At 55.5% G+C, this 15,407-nt stretch carries 15 protein-coding genes; 10 read left to right on the forward strand and 5 right to left on the reverse strand.

What is annotated here, in order from left to right; translation table 11 throughout:
- The first annotated feature begins 1 nt into the window (after position 1).
- Complete coding sequence (gene gyrB, locus DPEP_RS06500; RefSeq protein ID WP_005660652.1) at positions 2-1,915, forward strand: DNA topoisomerase (ATP-hydrolyzing) subunit B; 1,914 nt, start codon at positions 2-4, stop codon at positions 1,913-1,915.
- A 71-nt stretch (positions 1,916-1,986) separates the two neighbouring features.
- Here gyrB and DPEP_RS06505 read toward each other — a convergent pair whose 3' ends face one another.
- Positions 1,987-2,349, reverse strand: coding sequence for a response regulator (locus DPEP_RS06505; protein ID WP_005660654.1), 363 nt, complete (start codon positions 2,347-2,349; stop codon positions 1,987-1,989).
- Between the two features lie 156 nt (positions 2,350-2,505).
- Here DPEP_RS06505 and DPEP_RS06510 point away from each other — a divergent pair, with 156 nt between their 5' ends.
- The 5 genes from DPEP_RS06510 (at position 2,506) to DPEP_RS06530 (ending at position 7,266) form a co-directional block, all read left to right on the forward strand.
- Complete coding sequence (locus tag DPEP_RS06510; RefSeq protein WP_005660656.1) at positions 2,506-3,267, forward strand: acyl-CoA dehydratase activase; 762 nt, start codon at positions 2,506-2,508, stop codon at positions 3,265-3,267.
- 5 nt (positions 3,268-3,272) lie between these two features.
- The gene (locus DPEP_RS06515) at positions 3,273-4,424 is read left to right on the forward strand and encodes a double-cubane-cluster-containing anaerobic reductase (protein WP_040382460.1); all 1,152 of its coding nucleotides are present in this window, start codon (positions 3,273-3,275) and stop codon (positions 4,422-4,424) included.
- A 43-nt stretch (positions 4,425-4,467) separates the two neighbouring features.
- Positions 4,468-5,460, forward strand: coding sequence for a sugar ABC transporter substrate-binding protein (locus DPEP_RS06520; protein WP_005660659.1), 993 nt, complete (start codon positions 4,468-4,470; stop codon positions 5,458-5,460).
- An 85-nt stretch (positions 5,461-5,545) separates the two neighbouring features.
- On the forward strand, positions 5,546-6,304 hold the full coding sequence (locus DPEP_RS06525) for an ATP-binding cassette domain-containing protein (protein ID WP_005660661.1): 759 nt from the start codon (positions 5,546-5,548) through the stop codon (positions 6,302-6,304).
- Positions 6,304-7,266 carry an ABC transporter permease gene (locus tag DPEP_RS06530; protein ID WP_005660662.1) on the forward strand — a complete coding sequence of 321 codons (963 nt, stop codon included), beginning with the start codon at positions 6,304-6,306 and terminating at the stop codon, positions 7,264-7,266. The genes DPEP_RS06525 and DPEP_RS06530 overlap by 1 nt, the downstream gene beginning before the upstream one ends.
- Here DPEP_RS06530 and DPEP_RS06535 read toward each other — a convergent pair.
- From DPEP_RS06535 to DPEP_RS06550, 4 genes are all read right to left on the reverse strand, one after another.
- Positions 7,263-8,222 carry an ABC transporter ATP-binding protein gene (locus tag DPEP_RS06535; RefSeq protein WP_005660664.1) on the reverse strand — a complete coding sequence of 320 codons (960 nt, stop codon included), beginning with the start codon at positions 8,220-8,222 and terminating at the stop codon, positions 7,263-7,265. The two genes, DPEP_RS06530 and DPEP_RS06535, sit on opposite strands and share 4 nt — an antisense overlap.
- A complete protein-coding gene (locus DPEP_RS06540) occupies positions 8,197-9,891 on the reverse strand; it encodes an ABC transporter permease (RefSeq protein WP_005660666.1) in 1,695 nt (564 codons plus the stop codon). Before DPEP_RS06540 ends, DPEP_RS06535 begins: the two co-directional genes overlap by 26 nt.
- Positions 9,851-10,867, reverse strand: coding sequence for an ABC transporter substrate-binding protein (locus DPEP_RS06545; RefSeq protein ID WP_005660668.1), 1,017 nt, complete (start codon positions 10,865-10,867; stop codon positions 9,851-9,853). The genes DPEP_RS06540 and DPEP_RS06545 overlap by 41 nt, the downstream gene beginning before the upstream one ends.
- Before the next feature lie 71 nt (positions 10,868-10,938).
- Positions 10,939-11,715: an HD domain-containing protein gene (locus DPEP_RS06550; protein ID WP_005660670.1), complete on the reverse strand. Its 777-nt coding sequence runs from the start codon at positions 11,713-11,715 to the stop codon at positions 10,939-10,941.
- Between the two features lie 118 nt (positions 11,716-11,833).
- Here DPEP_RS06550 and deoC point away from each other — a divergent pair, with 118 nt between their 5' ends.
- The 4 genes from deoC (at position 11,834) to DPEP_RS06570 (ending at position 15,357) form a co-directional block, all read left to right on the forward strand.
- Entirely contained in the window at positions 11,834-12,511 is a 678-nt protein-coding gene (gene deoC, locus DPEP_RS06555) for a deoxyribose-phosphate aldolase (protein ID WP_005660672.1), read from the forward strand.
- An 82-nt stretch (positions 12,512-12,593) separates the two neighbouring features.
- Positions 12,594-14,000: a dipeptidase PepV gene (gene pepV, locus DPEP_RS06560; RefSeq protein WP_005660674.1), complete on the forward strand. Its 1,407-nt coding sequence runs from the start codon at positions 12,594-12,596 to the stop codon at positions 13,998-14,000.
- A 10-nt stretch (positions 14,001-14,010) separates the two neighbouring features.
- A complete protein-coding gene (locus DPEP_RS06565) occupies positions 14,011-14,685 on the forward strand; it encodes an RraA family protein (RefSeq protein ID WP_005660677.1) in 675 nt (224 codons plus the stop codon).
- Positions 14,686-14,778: 93 nt separating this feature from the next.
- A complete protein-coding gene (locus DPEP_RS06570; RefSeq protein WP_005660679.1) occupies positions 14,779-15,357 on the forward strand; it encodes a DNA-3-methyladenine glycosylase I in 579 nt (192 codons plus the stop codon).
- Positions 15,358-15,407: the final 50 nt, after the last annotated feature.

Raw genomic sequence — 15,407 nt, forward strand, 5'->3', positions numbered from 1 at the left:
TATGACGGCAACTTCGGCCCAGTCTCAATATACGGCACAGAGCATACAGATTCTCGAGGGCTTGGAAGCGGTACGCAAGCGCCCGGGGATGTACATAGGAGACACCGCGACCCGGGGACTTCATCACTGCGTCTACGAGGTCGTCGACAACGCCGTTGACGAGGCTCTGGCCGGTTACTGTTCCGAGATAAAGGTGACCATACATACCGACGGAAGCGTGTCCGTGTCGGATAACGGCAGAGGCATCCCCGTCGATCCCCACCCCTCCAACGGACGTCCCGCCTGCGAGGTCGTTTTGACCGTTCTGCACGCCGGAGGCAAGTTCAACAACGATACCTACAAGGTTTCCGGCGGGCTGCACGGAGTCGGCGTATCGGTGGTGAACGCCCTTTCGTCCTGGCTGGAGCTGGATATATGCAGGAACGGCAAAACCTGGGGACAGAGGTTCGAGAAGGGCATTCCCGTGACCGACCTGGAGGGTGGTTACGAGACGGATAAAAGCGGAACGACCGTCCACTTCATGCCCGACGACGAGATCTTCGAGGAGGTCTGCTTTTCCGCCGAGATCCTGGGGAACCGGCTCAGGGAGATGGCGTTCCTGATTCCTGGACTGAAGATAACCCTGATCGACGACAGAGAGGAAAAGGAGTGGACCTTCCACTACGAGGGAGGACTGGCGTCCTTCGTGGAATACCTCAACCGCGACAAGAGTTCTCTCTTCCCTAAGCCCATAGTGGTGTCGGGAGAGAGGGATTCCATCTTCGTCGAGGTGGGACTTCAGTACAACGACGGATATCACGAGAGGCTGTTTTCCTTCGCCAACCTTATCCACACCATGGAGGGCGGAACCCACGTCATAGGGCTGCGTTCTGCCATCACGAGGGCTATAAACGAGAGCGCCAGGAGGAATAAGGTCCTCAAAGACAAGGACGCCAACCTGTCAGGAGAGGACCTCAAGGAAGGTCTAACCTGCGTAATATCGGTTAAGCTCGGCGACCCCCAGTTCGAGGGGCAGACGAAGACCAAGCTCGGCAACAGCGAGGTCAAGGGGATAGTGGATTCCATCGTCTACGAGGGGCTTTTGGTGGCCCTGGATGAGGACCCCTCCGTCCTTAAGCCCGTGGTTGACAAGGCGGTCAAGGCCCGTCAGGCTAGGGAGGCTGCCAAGAAAGCCAGAGAGCTCGTTCGCAAGACAGCCATGACCGGTCTGAACCTGCCGGGAAAGCTGGCGGACTGTTCGGGCCGTATCCCGGAAAATTGCGAGGTCTACATAGTCGAGGGAGACAGTGCCGGAGGAAGCGCCAAGCAGGGCAGGGACAGGGCCTTTCAGGCCATCCTTCCCCTGAGGGGAAAGATCCTCAACGTGGAGAAGGCCCGCCTGGATCGGATTCTCAGCAGCAAGGAGATAAGGACCATCATACAGGCCCTCGGCTGTGGAATAGGGGAGGACTTCGACACAACGAAGCTCAGGTATCACAAGATAATAATCATGACCGATGCCGACGTCGACGGAGCTCACATCAGCACCTTGCTCCTGACCTTCTTCTATCGCTACATGAAGGAGCTTGTAGAGGGAGGATACATATACCTCGCCCAGCCGCCTCTCTACAGGGTTCAGATCGGCAGACATTCGGAGTATATCTTCAGCGACAAGGACCTTCGTACGTTCATGAACAGCCATAAGGACACGGGAAAGAAGATAGGGGTTCAGAGGTATAAGGGGCTGGGAGAGATGAACCCGGAGCAGCTTTGGGAGACCACCATGGATCCTGAAAACAGGGTCATGAAGAGGATAGAGGTGGACGATGCCCTGGCCGCGGACGAGTACTTCAGCATACTTATGGGCGACAAGGTCGAGCCCAGAAGGGAATTTATTCAGGCTCATTCCCATGAGGTCCAAAATCTGGACGTGTAGCGTTGTCTTAACGATCGGATAAAGATAAAAAAGGTGGGGACATCCGGCTAAAGATGTCCCCACCTCGTTTTTCAGCTTCCCATGGCCTGTTCTATCGCCTTCCAGACCGCGTCTTCCTTGAAGGGCTTCACGATGAAGTCCTTCGCTCCCGCCCTTACCGCCTCTATTACCATTTCCTTCTGTCCCATGGCGCTTACCATCACTATCTTCGCCTTCGGATCGAATCCTATGATGCCCTTTACCGCCTCTATGCCGTTCATATGAGGCATGGTTATGTCCATAGTGACCACGTCGGGAGAATGTTTTTTGTACATCTCCAAGGCCGTTTTCCCGTTGTCCGCTTCGGCCACCACTTCATGTCCCATCTTGGTGAGCATGTTGGATAACATCATACGCATGAAAGCGGCGTCGTCCACCACCATAATTCTAGACATCGGTCTCCCTCCTCTCGGGTCCACTCTATTTTTTAAGTATATCAGTCCTGTCGCCATCGGTCATGACGCAGTTGACTCATTTATCCGTGACCTATATACTATTCGCTTGGATCATAATCAAAGTAAATAAATAATATTACCGATAGGGGTGATCCTTTGCTAACCATAGGTGTCGATATAGGTTCGGTGGGAACCAAGGCAGTTCTGTTCGACGGAGACATAGTGGACCGGCATCTGGAGCCCACCGGTTGGAATCCCTCAGAGGCGGGGCATAGGGCCATGGAGTCCCTGTTGAAAAGGAACTCGTTGTCGCCAGGCAGGATCGACCGGGTGGTCTCCACCGGATACGGCAGAAAGTCCTTCGTGGAGGTGGATAAGGCGGTCACGGAGATAACCTGCCATGCCAGAGGGGCCCACTTCATGGACCCGGAGATCCGTACCGTTCTGGATATAGGAGGTCAGGACAGCAAGGTGATACTCCTGGACGATCAAGGCAGGGTTTTGGACTTCATGATGAACGATAAATGCGCCGCCGGTACCGGCCGTTTTCTTCAGGTAATGGCGACCTTGCTGGAGTATCCCATAGAGGAGTTCGGAGCGGTGGATCCAGATGGAGAGATGCAGAAGATCTCCAGTATGTGCACCGTCTTCGCCGAATCCGAGGTCGTCAGCCATTTGGCCAAAGGAATCAGTAAGAATGCGGTGGCCTTGGGGTTGCTCGAGTCGGTGGCAGTCAGGGCCTCCTCCATGTTGGGGCGTATGGGGGTAAAGCCCGTCGTGGGCTTTACCGGCGGGGTTTCCCGCTGTCCTTCCCTGGTCTCTCTTCTGGAGGGGCAGCTGAACTGCGACGTTAGAACTTACGGAGACTCTCATTACGCCGGAGCTCTTGGCTCCGCCTTGATAGCCTCCGAACTGTGAGGAGGATGAAGTCTGTGTCGAGGATAGACGAACTGCTGGCCGATGTGGAGGCTCATTTAAAAGACGGGGTCCTTCAGGTGAAGGAGGCGTCCGAGAAGGGACGTCCTATCGTCGGAACCTACTGTACCTTCGCTCCCTGGGAGCTTATCACCGCGGCAGGGGCCATTCCGGCCACACTGTGCGCCAGAGGGGAGGACCCGATAACCGCGGCGGAGGAGCATCTGCCCAGGAATCTCTGCCCTCTGATAAAATCGAGTTACGGCTACGCCCTGACCGATAAATGTCCCTACTTTCATTTCTGCGATATGGTAATAGCGGAGAGTACATGTGACGGCAAGAAGAAGATGTACGAGCTTATGTCGAGGATGAAGCCCCTCCATCTGATGATGTTGCCTCAGACCGCCGAGGGAGACGTGGCCCGTTCCGCATGGCGGTCCGAATTGGATCGTCTGAAGGCTCGTCTAGAGGATGCCTTTTCCGTAACTATAGACGACGAGGCGATCTCCAAACGGATCGCTCTTAGAAACAGGGAGCGTATGGCCCTGAACTCCCTTTGGGAACTGTCCAGGCTGGATCCCCCCGCCATAACCGGCAGGGAGCAGTTCCTCATCTCCGAATACTGTGAGTTCCATTTCCACAAGGAAGAGCTGGTTCCCTGGTTGGGCAACCTGGTATATCAGATCCGAGAGGCCTACGACCAAGGGGAGAGGCGGGTTGGCAAGGACGCCCCGAGGATATTGATAACGGGCTGTCCTCTGGGAGGGGCTCAGAAGGTTATCCACGCCATAGAGGATGCTGGAGCAGTGGTGGTCTGTTACGAGAACTGTGGAGGCGTCAAGGAGTTGGGTTTCCTGGTGGACGAGGACAGGCCTCCTATGGAGGCTCTGACGGATAAATATCTCAACGTAGGCTGCTCCGTAATGACCCCCAATACTTCCCGGATGGATAACCTGAAAAACCTCATCGAAAGCTACAATGTTGATGGAGTGGTGGAGGTGGTCCTTCAGGCCTGCCACACCTATGCCGTGGAGACCTACGAGGTCAGAGAGCTGGTCCGTTCAACCGGACGGCCCTATATGTCCGTAGAGACCGATTATTCCAAGAGCGACATAGGCCAGCTCGCCACCAGGATAGGCGCCTTTTTGGAGATGCTGTGATTTTTTAGGATCGATTTCTTTATCGATGGAGAGGAGAGATATCATGAGAGTTTTGTCCAAGCTGATCGCGATGCTGTGTCTTGTTGCCGTTATGACCGCCGGAGTGTCTTCGGCCGGCACCGCCCGCAGCGGAGAGGGAATGAAGATCTGGTTCGATACCGGTGGTCCCGTGGGAGGTCCTTACAATACCACGGTGGCCAAGGGAGCCAAGCAGGCGGCAGTCGATCTCGGTTGTGAGCTTACGCTGGTGTACTCGGACTGGAATCCGGAGAAGATGCTGGAGAACTTCAAAAACGGCATGGCCATGGATCCCGACGGCATGGTGATCTACGGTTCCCCGGGGGACGACGCCTACGAGCCTTTGGTCAAGGAAGCCTTCGACAGAGGGATAATCGTAACCGCCATCGATACCGAGCTGCCCCGTCTTCAGCCGATGTTCCAGTCCAAGGGTTTCGGCTACATAGGGCCCGACGGATGGAAGCAGGGTGAGGATCTCGCTAAGGAGGTTCTCCGGAGGGGTGACTTCAAGGAAGGTGATCGGGCTTTCGTGTGGGGGCTCAAGAGGCTCAAAAACAGGGGACGCAGGGCCAGGGCCATAATAAAGACCTTGGAGGACGCCGGCATGGTTGTCGATTATCTGGAGATCTCCCCCGAGGTGGACAAGGACACCGCCCTGGGGACGCCGATAGTTACGGGCTATCTGTCCAGCCATCCGGACTGCAAGCTCATGATCATGGACCACGGGGCTTTGACCTCTCAGGTTGGAAACTTTCTCAGGGCCTCGGGGGTGAAACCAGGGGAGATGTTTACCGCCGGTTTCAGCCTCTCCCCTGCTACGGCTTCCGCCATAGAGGAGGGCTACCTGACCTTGGTATCGGAACATCAGCCATATCTGCTGGGGTATTTGTCGGTGCTTCAGATAGTCCAGACCAAGAGGTATGGTTTCGGAGGATTGGTAATAGACACAGGCGGCGGTTTCGTGTCCTCCGAGAACGTGGATGTCATAGCGCCTCTGGCGGCTAAGGGTATTCGCTGATATCCTGATATAAGGAACGTAACCGAACGGGGACGAGAGCGTTGGCTTCCGTCCCCGTCGCGATCGTCATGAAGGCGGTGAGGATTTGGATAAGCTGGTGGAGATGAAGGGGATCGTCAAGTTTTTCGGTCACGTCGAGGCCCTCAGAGGGGTGGATTTCTCCCTGAAAAGAGGGGAGATAGTAGCCCTATTGGGGGACAACGGCGCCGGGAAATCGACCTTGATAAAGGTGCTCTCCGGGGTCCATCGTCCCGATCGCGGAACCATGTCCGTCTCGGGGGAGGATATCGATCTGGATCGTTACGGCGTAGCTCGTGCCCGTTCGTTGGGCATAGAGACGGTCTATCAAGAGAGATCATTGGGAGAGAAGCAGCCCCTTTGGCGCAACGTTTTCATGGGAAGACATCTGACGAACCGGTGGGGGGTTATCGACGTGTCCCGAGAGAAAAGGGATACCATGGATCTTCTCTCGTCTGTCCTGGGCCTTAGAGGGGTGGGGCTTGACCCAGACGCCAGCGTCGGGACCCTCTCCGGAGGGGAGAGGCAGGGCCTTGCTATAGGGCGGGCCATGTACTTCGGGGCGGAGATAATAGTGTTGGACGAGCCTACTACGGCTCTTTCTCTCGGGGAGGTCTCCAAGGTGCTCTCCTTCATACGTTCCATAAAGGAGGACGGGCGATCTTGCGTCGTCGTAAGCCACGATCTGGGGCACGTGGCACAGGTCGCGGATCGATTCGTCCTCATGGATAGAGGGCGGGTAGAGTCCTCCTATCCGAGGGACGAGGTGACGGTGGACGAACTGATGAAGGCCATGCTCCATCTGGTGAACGGGGAGGCCTCGTGATGGGAGCTGTCCTGAAACGCTATCGACTTCAGATCCTGGTGTCCCTCGCTTTCGCGGGGTTGTTGCTCGCCTTTACCATCGCCAGCCCCAGGACCTTTACCGGTATGAGGATATACCGGTCCTTCATGTCCACCATTCCGGTTACCGCCGTCCTCGCCATGGGTATGACCCTTCTCGTGGTGGACGGGGACATGGACCTGAGTTTCCCCTCTGTGGCCGCGGCGTCGGCCTATCTCTTCGCCGAGGTCTTCGTTCGGACCGGGTCTTCCTGGTTTGCCTTCGGAGCCGCGATTCTCTCGGGGGCTTTCATCGGTTGGACCAACGGTCTCGTTGTGGTTCGAATAGGGGTGCCGTCCATAATCGCCACCATCGGTACCCAGTTTTTTTGGCGTGGCCTCGTCCTGCTTCTGTCCGACGGGGTCGCGGTGAGCCTGGCTTCCATAAGGGGCAACGGCCTACACTCTCTTTTGGTCGGGAGACTGGGCGGCGAGATCCCGGCCCAGTTTCTGTGGTGTCTGGCGATAGCCCTGGGTCTGGCCTTGCTTCTAAACCGGCATAGTTTCGGCGACTCACTGCTCTTCGTCGGAGACAACCGCCGTGCCGCCGCCATGATGGGCATACCGGTGGAGCGGGTTAGAATACTGGCGTTCGTTCTGATGGGAGTATTGTCCGCTTTCGCCGGGATGTTGTCCACCTTGGAGTTGGCCAACTGGTGGCCGACCCAGGGCGAGGGATACATGCTGTTGGTCTTCGCGTCGGTCTTCGTGGGCGGTACGTCGGCCTATGGAGGAGAGGGCACCATATACGGTTCGTTGATAGGGGCCGCCATGATAGGCATCATAGAGGCTGGCATAGTGAGTGCCGGGCTGGCCGGGTTCTGGACCAGGCTTATATACGGACTGATCATAGTGGTGTCGGTCTCGATCTACACCTTGATGGCCAAAAGAGGAGGGACAAGCTAGTCCAGATAGACCAGCTTGTCCCTGTTCAGCTTTAGATGCACCGGATTTCCCTCGTCCCATCGCGGGTCGTCTCTGCTGAGAACGTCGGCCTCCATCGTCGATTGTCCGACCCTTACGGAGTAGGTGGTCATGGCACCCTTGAACTGTCGGCCGATAATCGTTCCGGTGAAGTCTCCTCCGTCCCAGGAGAGGGATACGTCCTCCGGATGAATGGCCGCTCTGCGGCCGTCGCCCATATCCACGAAATTGCTCCTTCCGATGAAATCCGCCACGAAAGAGGTATCGGGATGGCTGTATATCTCGTAGGGTGTGCCGGTCTGGGCCACGATTCCCTTTTCCATGACGGCGATCCTGTCCGAGAGGGCCAGTGCCTCCTCCTGGTCGTGGGTGACGTATATGGCCGTTATTGCCATGTCCCTTTGAATCCTTCTGATCTCCGATCTCATCCTGATCCTCAGCTTGGCGTCTAGGTTGCTGAGAGGCTCGTCCATCAGCAACACCTTGGGACGGATCACCAGCGCTCTGGCCAGTGCCACACGCTGTTGCTCTCCTCCGCTCAGCTGATGTATCGTCTTTTCCTGCGACGTGGTAAGTCCGACCCTCTCGAGCATCTCCTCCGCCGTCCTCAGCGCCGCTTTTTTCTTTATTCCTCGAAATTTCAATCCGTAAGCCACGTTCTGGAGCACCGTCATGTGTGGGAAGAGGGCGTAGCTCTGAAAGACCGTGGCGGTCGGCCTCTTCTCCGGGGGAAGCTCCGTGATGTCCTCTCTGTCCAGGGTGATAGCGCCCTCATCTGGGCTTACAAAGCCTCCTACCATCTTGAGAGTGGTGGTCTTGCCGCATCCGCTAGGTCCCACCAGGGAAACCATCTCGCCTTCCTCTATGTCGATGGAAAGCCCGTTCACCGCTGGAACTTCATCGAATATTTTTTTAAGATTGTTTAGCTGAAGATACATTTTGGACCTCCCGTTTCTTCCCTCCGAGGACCAATCGGGAGAATATCAAATTTACAGTCATAGTCACAACCACTATGACGGAGGCCATGGCGGAACTCGCCCCTATGTCGCCGCTCTGTATGGCCTCGAACATCTCCGCGGTCATCACCTTCGTGTAGGGGGTTATCAGGAATATTATTCCCCCTACGGTGGTCATGGTGAAGGTAAAGGTATTTATGAAGCTTACAGCGAAGGCCGGTGCCATCAGGGGAATCGTCACGTCCCTGAGAGCTGTCAGTGGGCCTCCTCCCTGATCCCTTACCGCGTCCTCCAGTTCGGGGTTGATCTGTCCCATGACGGATATCCCGCTTTTTATACCTATGGAGAGCTGTCTGTAGACGCAGTTCGTGACTATCAGAAATCCCGAGGCCAGTACCGCCTCTGGCATCCAGTTGAAGGCCAGGAGATAGGCTATGCCGAAAAACGGTCCCGGCAGAATGAAGGGCAGATCCGCCACGAAGTCTATCATCCTGGCCAGAGGACCTTCGGAACGTCCAAGGTATCTGGCCATGAGTACCCCCATGAGCCCCGCCGCCGTCGCCGCCGTAAAGGCGTACTTAAGGCTCCTGAACAAGCTGCCCATTTTGGCTATCTTCAGGGCTTCCATATGTCTGTAGGTGGGGGAGAAGTCCACTCCCCAGGTCTTCACGAAGGCACCGCAGAAGATGGCTCCGTATTTGGCGATCTCGAAGGCGACGTAGCTCCAGACCACTAGGTATATGACCGTTCCCAGTGCCCTTGGAAGGCCGAATTTGGACGATGCTCCGCCTCCGGGTTTCACCGAGAAGAGAGATTTGTTTCCCATAAGCCTTCTGTATATCACGAAGGCTACGAGGGCGGGCAGAAGCAGCAGAGCGGATATGGCTGCGGCCTTGGGAAGGTCGTAGGATCCCACTGCCGTGGTGTAGGCGTGAGTGGCGAGGACATTGTAGTTCCCTCCTATGAATATAGGGGTTCCAAAATCGGACAGAGATTTTATGAATACTATCAGTCCCGCCGTAACTATGCCCGGTCTGGCCAGGGGGAGGGTGATCTTCGTCAGGGTAGCTCCTTTTCCGGCTCCGAGGTCCAGCGACGCCGTCTCCAGGTCCTTGTCCATCCCCTTGAGCACCGCCATTATGAGGAAGGCGGCGATGGAGGCCAATCCCACCGACTCCATCAATATTATGCCGTGAGGACCGTAGGGGTTCCAGTGAAGTCCCAGCAGTTTCCACGATATCAGCCCTCTCCTGCCGAACAGCATGATGTAGGACAGAGAGGACATGAATGGCGGCGATATCAGGGTCATCATGAGCACCGCCAGAACGACTCTCTTGCCGCGATAGTCCGTGTGGGTGACGTAGAGGGCGCAGCATAGTCCGATTGCCAGGGCGAACAACGTGGTCCAGAACCCTATGAACAGGCTGTTTTCGATCAGGCCGTAGTTTTTTACGATGAGGTCTTCATAGCAGGCGAGGCTGAAGCTGCCGTCGGGATAAAGGCTCTCCCTTAGGATTGCGATTGTAGGCCACAGTACGAATGCCAACACCCCGACGGAGAGAAGGACGAACGGCAAAAGAGGGGCATCTTGAGATGCCCCTCTTGCGTGTCTACTCGGCTTTCTCACCGAATTCCTTCTGCCATCTGCCAAGTATCTCCTCCCGTTTTTCTCCGGATTTTATCGGATCCACCAGGATTATCTTGGCGTTTTTCAGTCCCCTGAGATACTCCGGTACCTCCGCGTCCGGCCTGGTCCCGACCTTTGCGGTGTTTGCCATCTGGACCTCCTGGCCCCTCTTGGATAGACACCAGTCGACGAAGGCCTTAGCTGCCTCCATGTTCTTTGCGCCCTTCATTATGGCGATAGGCGCTAGCGACCCAGGGGTGCCTTCCTTGGGAAAGATGGAGATCACCGGATGACCCTGAGCTATCAGTTTGACTCCCACGTCATAGGGGTCTATGCCGACTGCCACCTCGCCCATGGCCGCCTTGTTCGGCGGAGCGGAGCCTCTCTTTGTGTAGAACGGGATGTTGGCGTCGATGTTTCGGATGACCTCCCAGCCTTTTTCCTCTCCGAATATCTCGAGGATCTCGAAGATAACCGAGTAGTTGGTGCCGGATATGGTCGGGTTGCTCATCATCACCTCGCCCTTGTACTCCGGTTTGCCCAGGTCGATCCAGCTTTTAGGGGCGGAAAGTCCCTTTTCCCTCAATATATCCTTGTTGACGATGAAGTCCACCGCCACCATGGACAGTCCGGTCCAGAATCCGTCGGGATCCCTGTATTTCTCGGGGATCTTCTCCGCCTCGGGAGAGACGTAGCTTTCCAGGAATCCCTCCTGGCCCGCGACCATGAAGCTGTCGACTCCGCCTCCGAACCAGGCGTCCGCCAGGTTTTTGCCCTTGGAAGCCCTGAGCCTGGTGAGTACCTCTCCGGAGGACATCTCCAGATAGTTGACCTTGATCCCCGTGTCCTTGGTAAACTCGGCGAAGGTTTCGTCTATGCCGGTGGCGGCGGCGAAAATGCTGATGCTCTGCCCCTTCAGGGGTTTATCCGTCTGTGCGAACGAGATAGAGGCCATCGCCAAGACCGCCGATAAAGCTATTAAAATCGTCGTCTTTCTCATTTTTTTTCCTCCTCCGTTATGCCTTGAATCTATAAAAAGGATTATCTATAAGAATGTACGAGCTGTCAACATCATCGGCAGGTCTGCGATGGCAGCATGGACCCCTTCAGGGATCCCAGGATTTCTGCGGCGGTGGAATCCTCCGGCAGGCGGTCCAGAATCCACTCTAGGTCTCCTCTGTCCCTTAGGAGCTCTACCGATTGAGGGTGAGCCATGTCCTTGATCCAGCAGAGCTGAAACAGCAGCACGTCCGACAGAGTCCTTAACTGGTCGTAGCGGGCTTTGCCGTGACCTCTCAATTCGTCCAGTACCGCTGGGGTGAACCGCCCCTCCGGTCCTATCCCTGGGTATATGGAGTCGGTCTCCCCTCTTTTGATGTGCTCTCGGACCACCCGGAAGATGTCTATCCTGTCGCTGTCTTTTATTAGTTTCAGAAGTTCCATCTCTTTCTCTGTGCGTCCTACCGGAAGATCCTTCTTGTTGTGTTCTCTCGTCGTGAAGGCGATAAGCTCCAGTTCGATAGGGTCGATAATGTCCCCGGGGAAATCCTCTCTGAGAACCCTCTCTCCTCTGTCTCCGTGATCCAGAGACCTGAAGTCGTAGAAGGTGCCGTAGTCCAGATACTGAGGGAATCGGCCTAGGTCGTGGAGGAGCCCGGCCGCAACCGCCAGGTGTCTGGTCGATTCATCCCATCTGAGTTCGTCCGCCAGTAGTCCGGCATTTTCCGCGACCCTGTGGCTGTGCCTTTCCTTCAAATCCAGTTGATGAAGTCTTCCGCAGGTGCTGTAGAAAGAGGCCACGTAGTTGTCGAACCAGCGGCGTATTTCGTCGATTTCTTTCAACCTCAAAATTATCTCTCCTTCCCGATTCATGAGCCATTATACTCTCCATAACGGTACCCTCGTCCCTGTTTCCTTTTTGGAGGAAGGGATATTATGTATCCGATGATAAAAGGAGGTCGATGTCTTGGATTTGTTGCGGGATCTTTGCAGAACGATAGATAACACCCTTCTCCGTCAGGATGTGTCGGTGGTCGAGGTAGAGGAGTTCGTCTCCCGGTCGGTGGAGGCCCGTTTCCGTACGGTGGTGGTCCCTCCTTGGATGGTAGCCCATGCCGTCTCCATGACGGAGAATAGTGAAACAGGGGTATCCGTCGTAATCGGTTTTCCCCTGGGGTATCATCCCCTTGGGGTGAAGTTGACCGAGATAGATCATTATATGGAAATGGGGGCGGGGGTTACCGATTTCGACGTGGTGCTGAACCTGTCTGCCTTGAAATCCGGCATGTGGGACTACGTGGAAAACGAGATAAAAGGTCTGTCCGATAGGCTTTCGGACAGGGTCTTCAAGCTTATAATAGAGACACCTCTTCTATCCGAAGACGAGATACGTAAAATCGGCCGTATCTGCGCCGGCGTCGACGGGCTGGACTACGTCAAGACCTCTTCCGGTTTTTGCGGAAGCCCCACCACGGAGGACCAGGTCAGGATTTTAGCGGAGACCATGATGGGCGAGAAGAGGATAAAGGTCTCCGGAGGTGTGAGATCTATGGCCGACCTGGAGAGGTTCGTAGTGGTAGGAGGAGATGTCTTCGGAACCAGTTCGGGACTCTCCATAATCAGGGAGACCTGCCCGGTTTTGTAAACAAGTGTTATCCCGACCAAGTCGGATATCCCCTATAATCGAATTCGGTGAATTTTATCGAAATATTTTAGGAGGTAGAGACGTGGAACGACTTAGACAGAGTATCGATGCCATGAAGGACGATATCGTCGCGGCCATCAGGGAAAACGTAGCGGTCAAAAGCGTGGAAGGTCCCGCCGAGCCGGGAGCTCCCTTCGGTCCCGGACCTAAAGCGGCGATGGATAACTTCGTTCAGATAGCCAGTCGCCTCGGTTTCGAAACCGGTGTATTCGAGGATATGGTCGGTTGGGCCGAGTTCGGAGATCCCGATGCCGATATGGTGGCCATCCTCGGTCACGTCGACGTGGTTCCCGAGGGAGACGGCTGGAGCTGTGATCCCTACGAGGGCAAAATAGAGGACGGCAAACTCTACGGTCGAGGAGTCATGGACGATAAGGGTCCGGTGATCTGCGCTCTCTATGCTTTAAAGGCCATAAAAGATCTCGAGATTCCCCTCAAGAAACGGATTAGGATCCTGGTCGGAACAAACGAGGAAAGTGGCAGCAAGGCCGTAGCCCGTTACGTAGAGGCAGGACAGGATCTCCCCGTCGCGGGCTTTACCCCCGATGCGGAGTACCCTCTGATAAACGGAGAAAAAGGTATCGTCATAGCCAGACTCTCTGCCCCCTTCAAGGCGGAAGGAGACATCCAGGTGGTTTCCTTCGACGGAGGCGTAGCGCCTAACTCGGTGCCTTCGGTGGCCAAGGCGGAGATTCTCGTGAAGGCCGATATGGTCGAAAGGGTCAAGTACACCGTATCGAACTGGCATGGCCCGGAGAGGGCAAAACTGTCTTTGGAGGATAAGGGAGAGGGCCGTTTCCTGCTGTCCATGGAGGGAGTTCCTGCCCACGGTAGTCTTCCGGAGCAGGGAGTCAACGCAGTGGCCTGGCTGGTAAAGGTCCTGCTCACACTTGGTGTTACCGGCGAGCAGGGGCGTACCTTGGCCGCCTTGGATCGCTACGTGGGAATCGACTGTCACGGAGAGAACCTGGGAGTCTGCGTCTACGACGACGTATCCAGATACACCTCTGTCTGCTGGGGCACCATGAAGACCGAGGGAGACAGGGTAGTCTTCAGCCTGAACCCGAGGTTCCCCGTGAGCTATCGCACCGAGGACATGGTAAAGACCCTCGAGAAGACCTTCTCCGATGCTGGATTCGAGATCCTGTCCATGAGAAAGGACGAGCCTCTCTATATGCCGGAGGACTCCGAACTGGTGGTCAATCTGATGGAGGTCTATCGTAGGGAGACCGGTCGGATGGACGACAAACCTATGTCCATCGGAGGAGGAACCTACGCCAAAGCCATGCCGAACGTATTGGCCTTCGGTCCGATCCTTCCGGGCGAGCCGTCCAACATACATGAGGCTGACGAGTGCTGGAGTATCGAGAATATGATGACCAGTACCAAGATAATGGCGGCCGCCATAGTCTCTTTGGCCGAGGACTAGAGGTGTCGTAATGACTGATTCCGAGCTGTTCGGGATCATGAGGGAAGAGCTTTTCACCGCTCTTTGCGGAGACGTCATGGACGCCATGGGCCGTACATGTCAGTTTCTGCCTCCCTGGATCCGTCCCTTGAAGGAGGGAATGGTGATAGTCGGCCGAGCCATGCCAGTCTTGGAGGCCGATTGTTATGGAACCAGGGTGGGTCATAAAGACAGAGACGAGCCTTTCGGACTGATCTTCGAGGCTCTGGACAGTCTCGAGGAGGGAGAGGTATATATCTGTACCGGATCGTCTCCTTCCTACGCCCTCTGGGGCGGTTTGATGACCATGAGAGCCAGCTATCTCAAGGCTGCAGGTGCCGTGGTGGACGGATATAGTAGGGATACCTCCCAGGTATTGGAGCAGTGCCTGCCGGTCTTCTCGAGAGGAAGCTACGCCCAGGATCAGGGGCAGAGAGGTCGTGCTGTGGATTATCGCTGTCCCATCCGTTTTACCAACGGTGTGGTGGTAGAGCCCGGCGACCTGGTGTTCGGCGACGACGGAGGAGTGGTCATAATACCGAGGTCCGTCGAGAACGAGGTCCTGGAGAGGGCCCTGGAGAAATCCAGAGGCGAGGACCTTGTGGCCAGGGAGATCTTCGAAGGCATGTCCACAGTGGAAGCCTTCAAAAAATACGGCATAATGTGAACTTGCGGTATAAAGACAGAGTGGAGGCTGCCCTTTGGGGTCGCCTCCACTCTGTTCTTTTAGTATTAGATTTTAGTCGGGAGGACGAATTTAGTGAACGATATCTTTCGATGTCCATGGTGCGGGGAAGATCCACTCTACGTCGCTTATCACGACAGTGAATGGGGTGTCCCTCTGAGGGATGACTGGGCGCTTTTCGAGCTTCTCTGTCTCGAGGGAGCGCAGGCCGGTCTCAGCTGGATAACGGTTCTCAGAAAAAGGGAGGCGTACCGCAGGGTTTTCGATCGATTTGATCCTGGGACGGTGGCCCGCTACGACCAGCGACGGATAGAAGAGATCCTGACCGATCGAGGAATAATAAGAAACAGGCTAAAGGTCCGATCGGTCGTGAAAAACGCCAGAGCTTTTCTGGATTTACAGGAAAGAGAGGGAAGTTTCTCCCAATATCTATGGGGTTTCGTCGAAGGGAAGCCTATTCAAAATCGATGGCGGTCTCTCTCTCAGGTCCCGGCGGAGTCGGAGCTGTCCAGGAGGATCTCCAAAGATATGAAGAAGAGGGGATTCCAATTCGTAGGTCCGGTCATAATCTACTCTCTGATCCAATCGGCAGGCTTGGTCAACGATCACCTGGTGGATTGTTTTCGATATGATGAATGCTTCAAGATGCAATAAACCGTATATTCTTTATTTTTAGTCTTTTTTTATTGCTTTATGAGCTATGA

The organism is Dethiosulfovibrio peptidovorans DSM 11002 (assembly GCF_000172975.1).
In the GTDB taxonomy this organism is placed as follows: Bacteria; Synergistota; Synergistia; order Synergistales; family Dethiosulfovibrionaceae; genus Dethiosulfovibrio; species Dethiosulfovibrio peptidovorans.

Coding starts and splice junctions, on each gene's coding strand:
- DPEP_RS06505 (WP_005660654.1), bottom strand. CDS start 2,349: ATGTCTAGAATTATGGTGGTGGACGACGCCGCTTTCATGCGTATGATG.
- gyrB (WP_005660652.1), top strand. CDS start 2: ATGACGGCAACTTCGGCCCAGTCTCAATATACGGCACAGAGCATACAG.
- DPEP_RS06515 (WP_040382460.1), top strand. CDS start 3,273: ATGAAGTCTGTGTCGAGGATAGACGAACTGCTGGCCGATGTGGAGGCT.
- DPEP_RS06530 (WP_005660662.1), top strand. CDS start 6,304: ATGGGAGCTGTCCTGAAACGCTATCGACTTCAGATCCTGGTGTCCCTC.
- DPEP_RS06520 (WP_005660659.1), top strand. CDS start 4,468: ATGAGAGTTTTGTCCAAGCTGATCGCGATGCTGTGTCTTGTTGCCGTT.
- DPEP_RS06565 (WP_005660677.1), top strand. CDS start 14,011: ATGACTGATTCCGAGCTGTTCGGGATCATGAGGGAAGAGCTTTTCACC.
- DPEP_RS06535 (WP_005660664.1), bottom strand. CDS start 8,222: ATGTATCTTCAGCTAAACAATCTTAAAAAAATATTCGATGAAGTTCCA.
- DPEP_RS06545 (WP_005660668.1), bottom strand. CDS start 10,867: ATGAGAAAGACGACGATTTTAATAGCTTTATCGGCGGTCTTGGCGATG.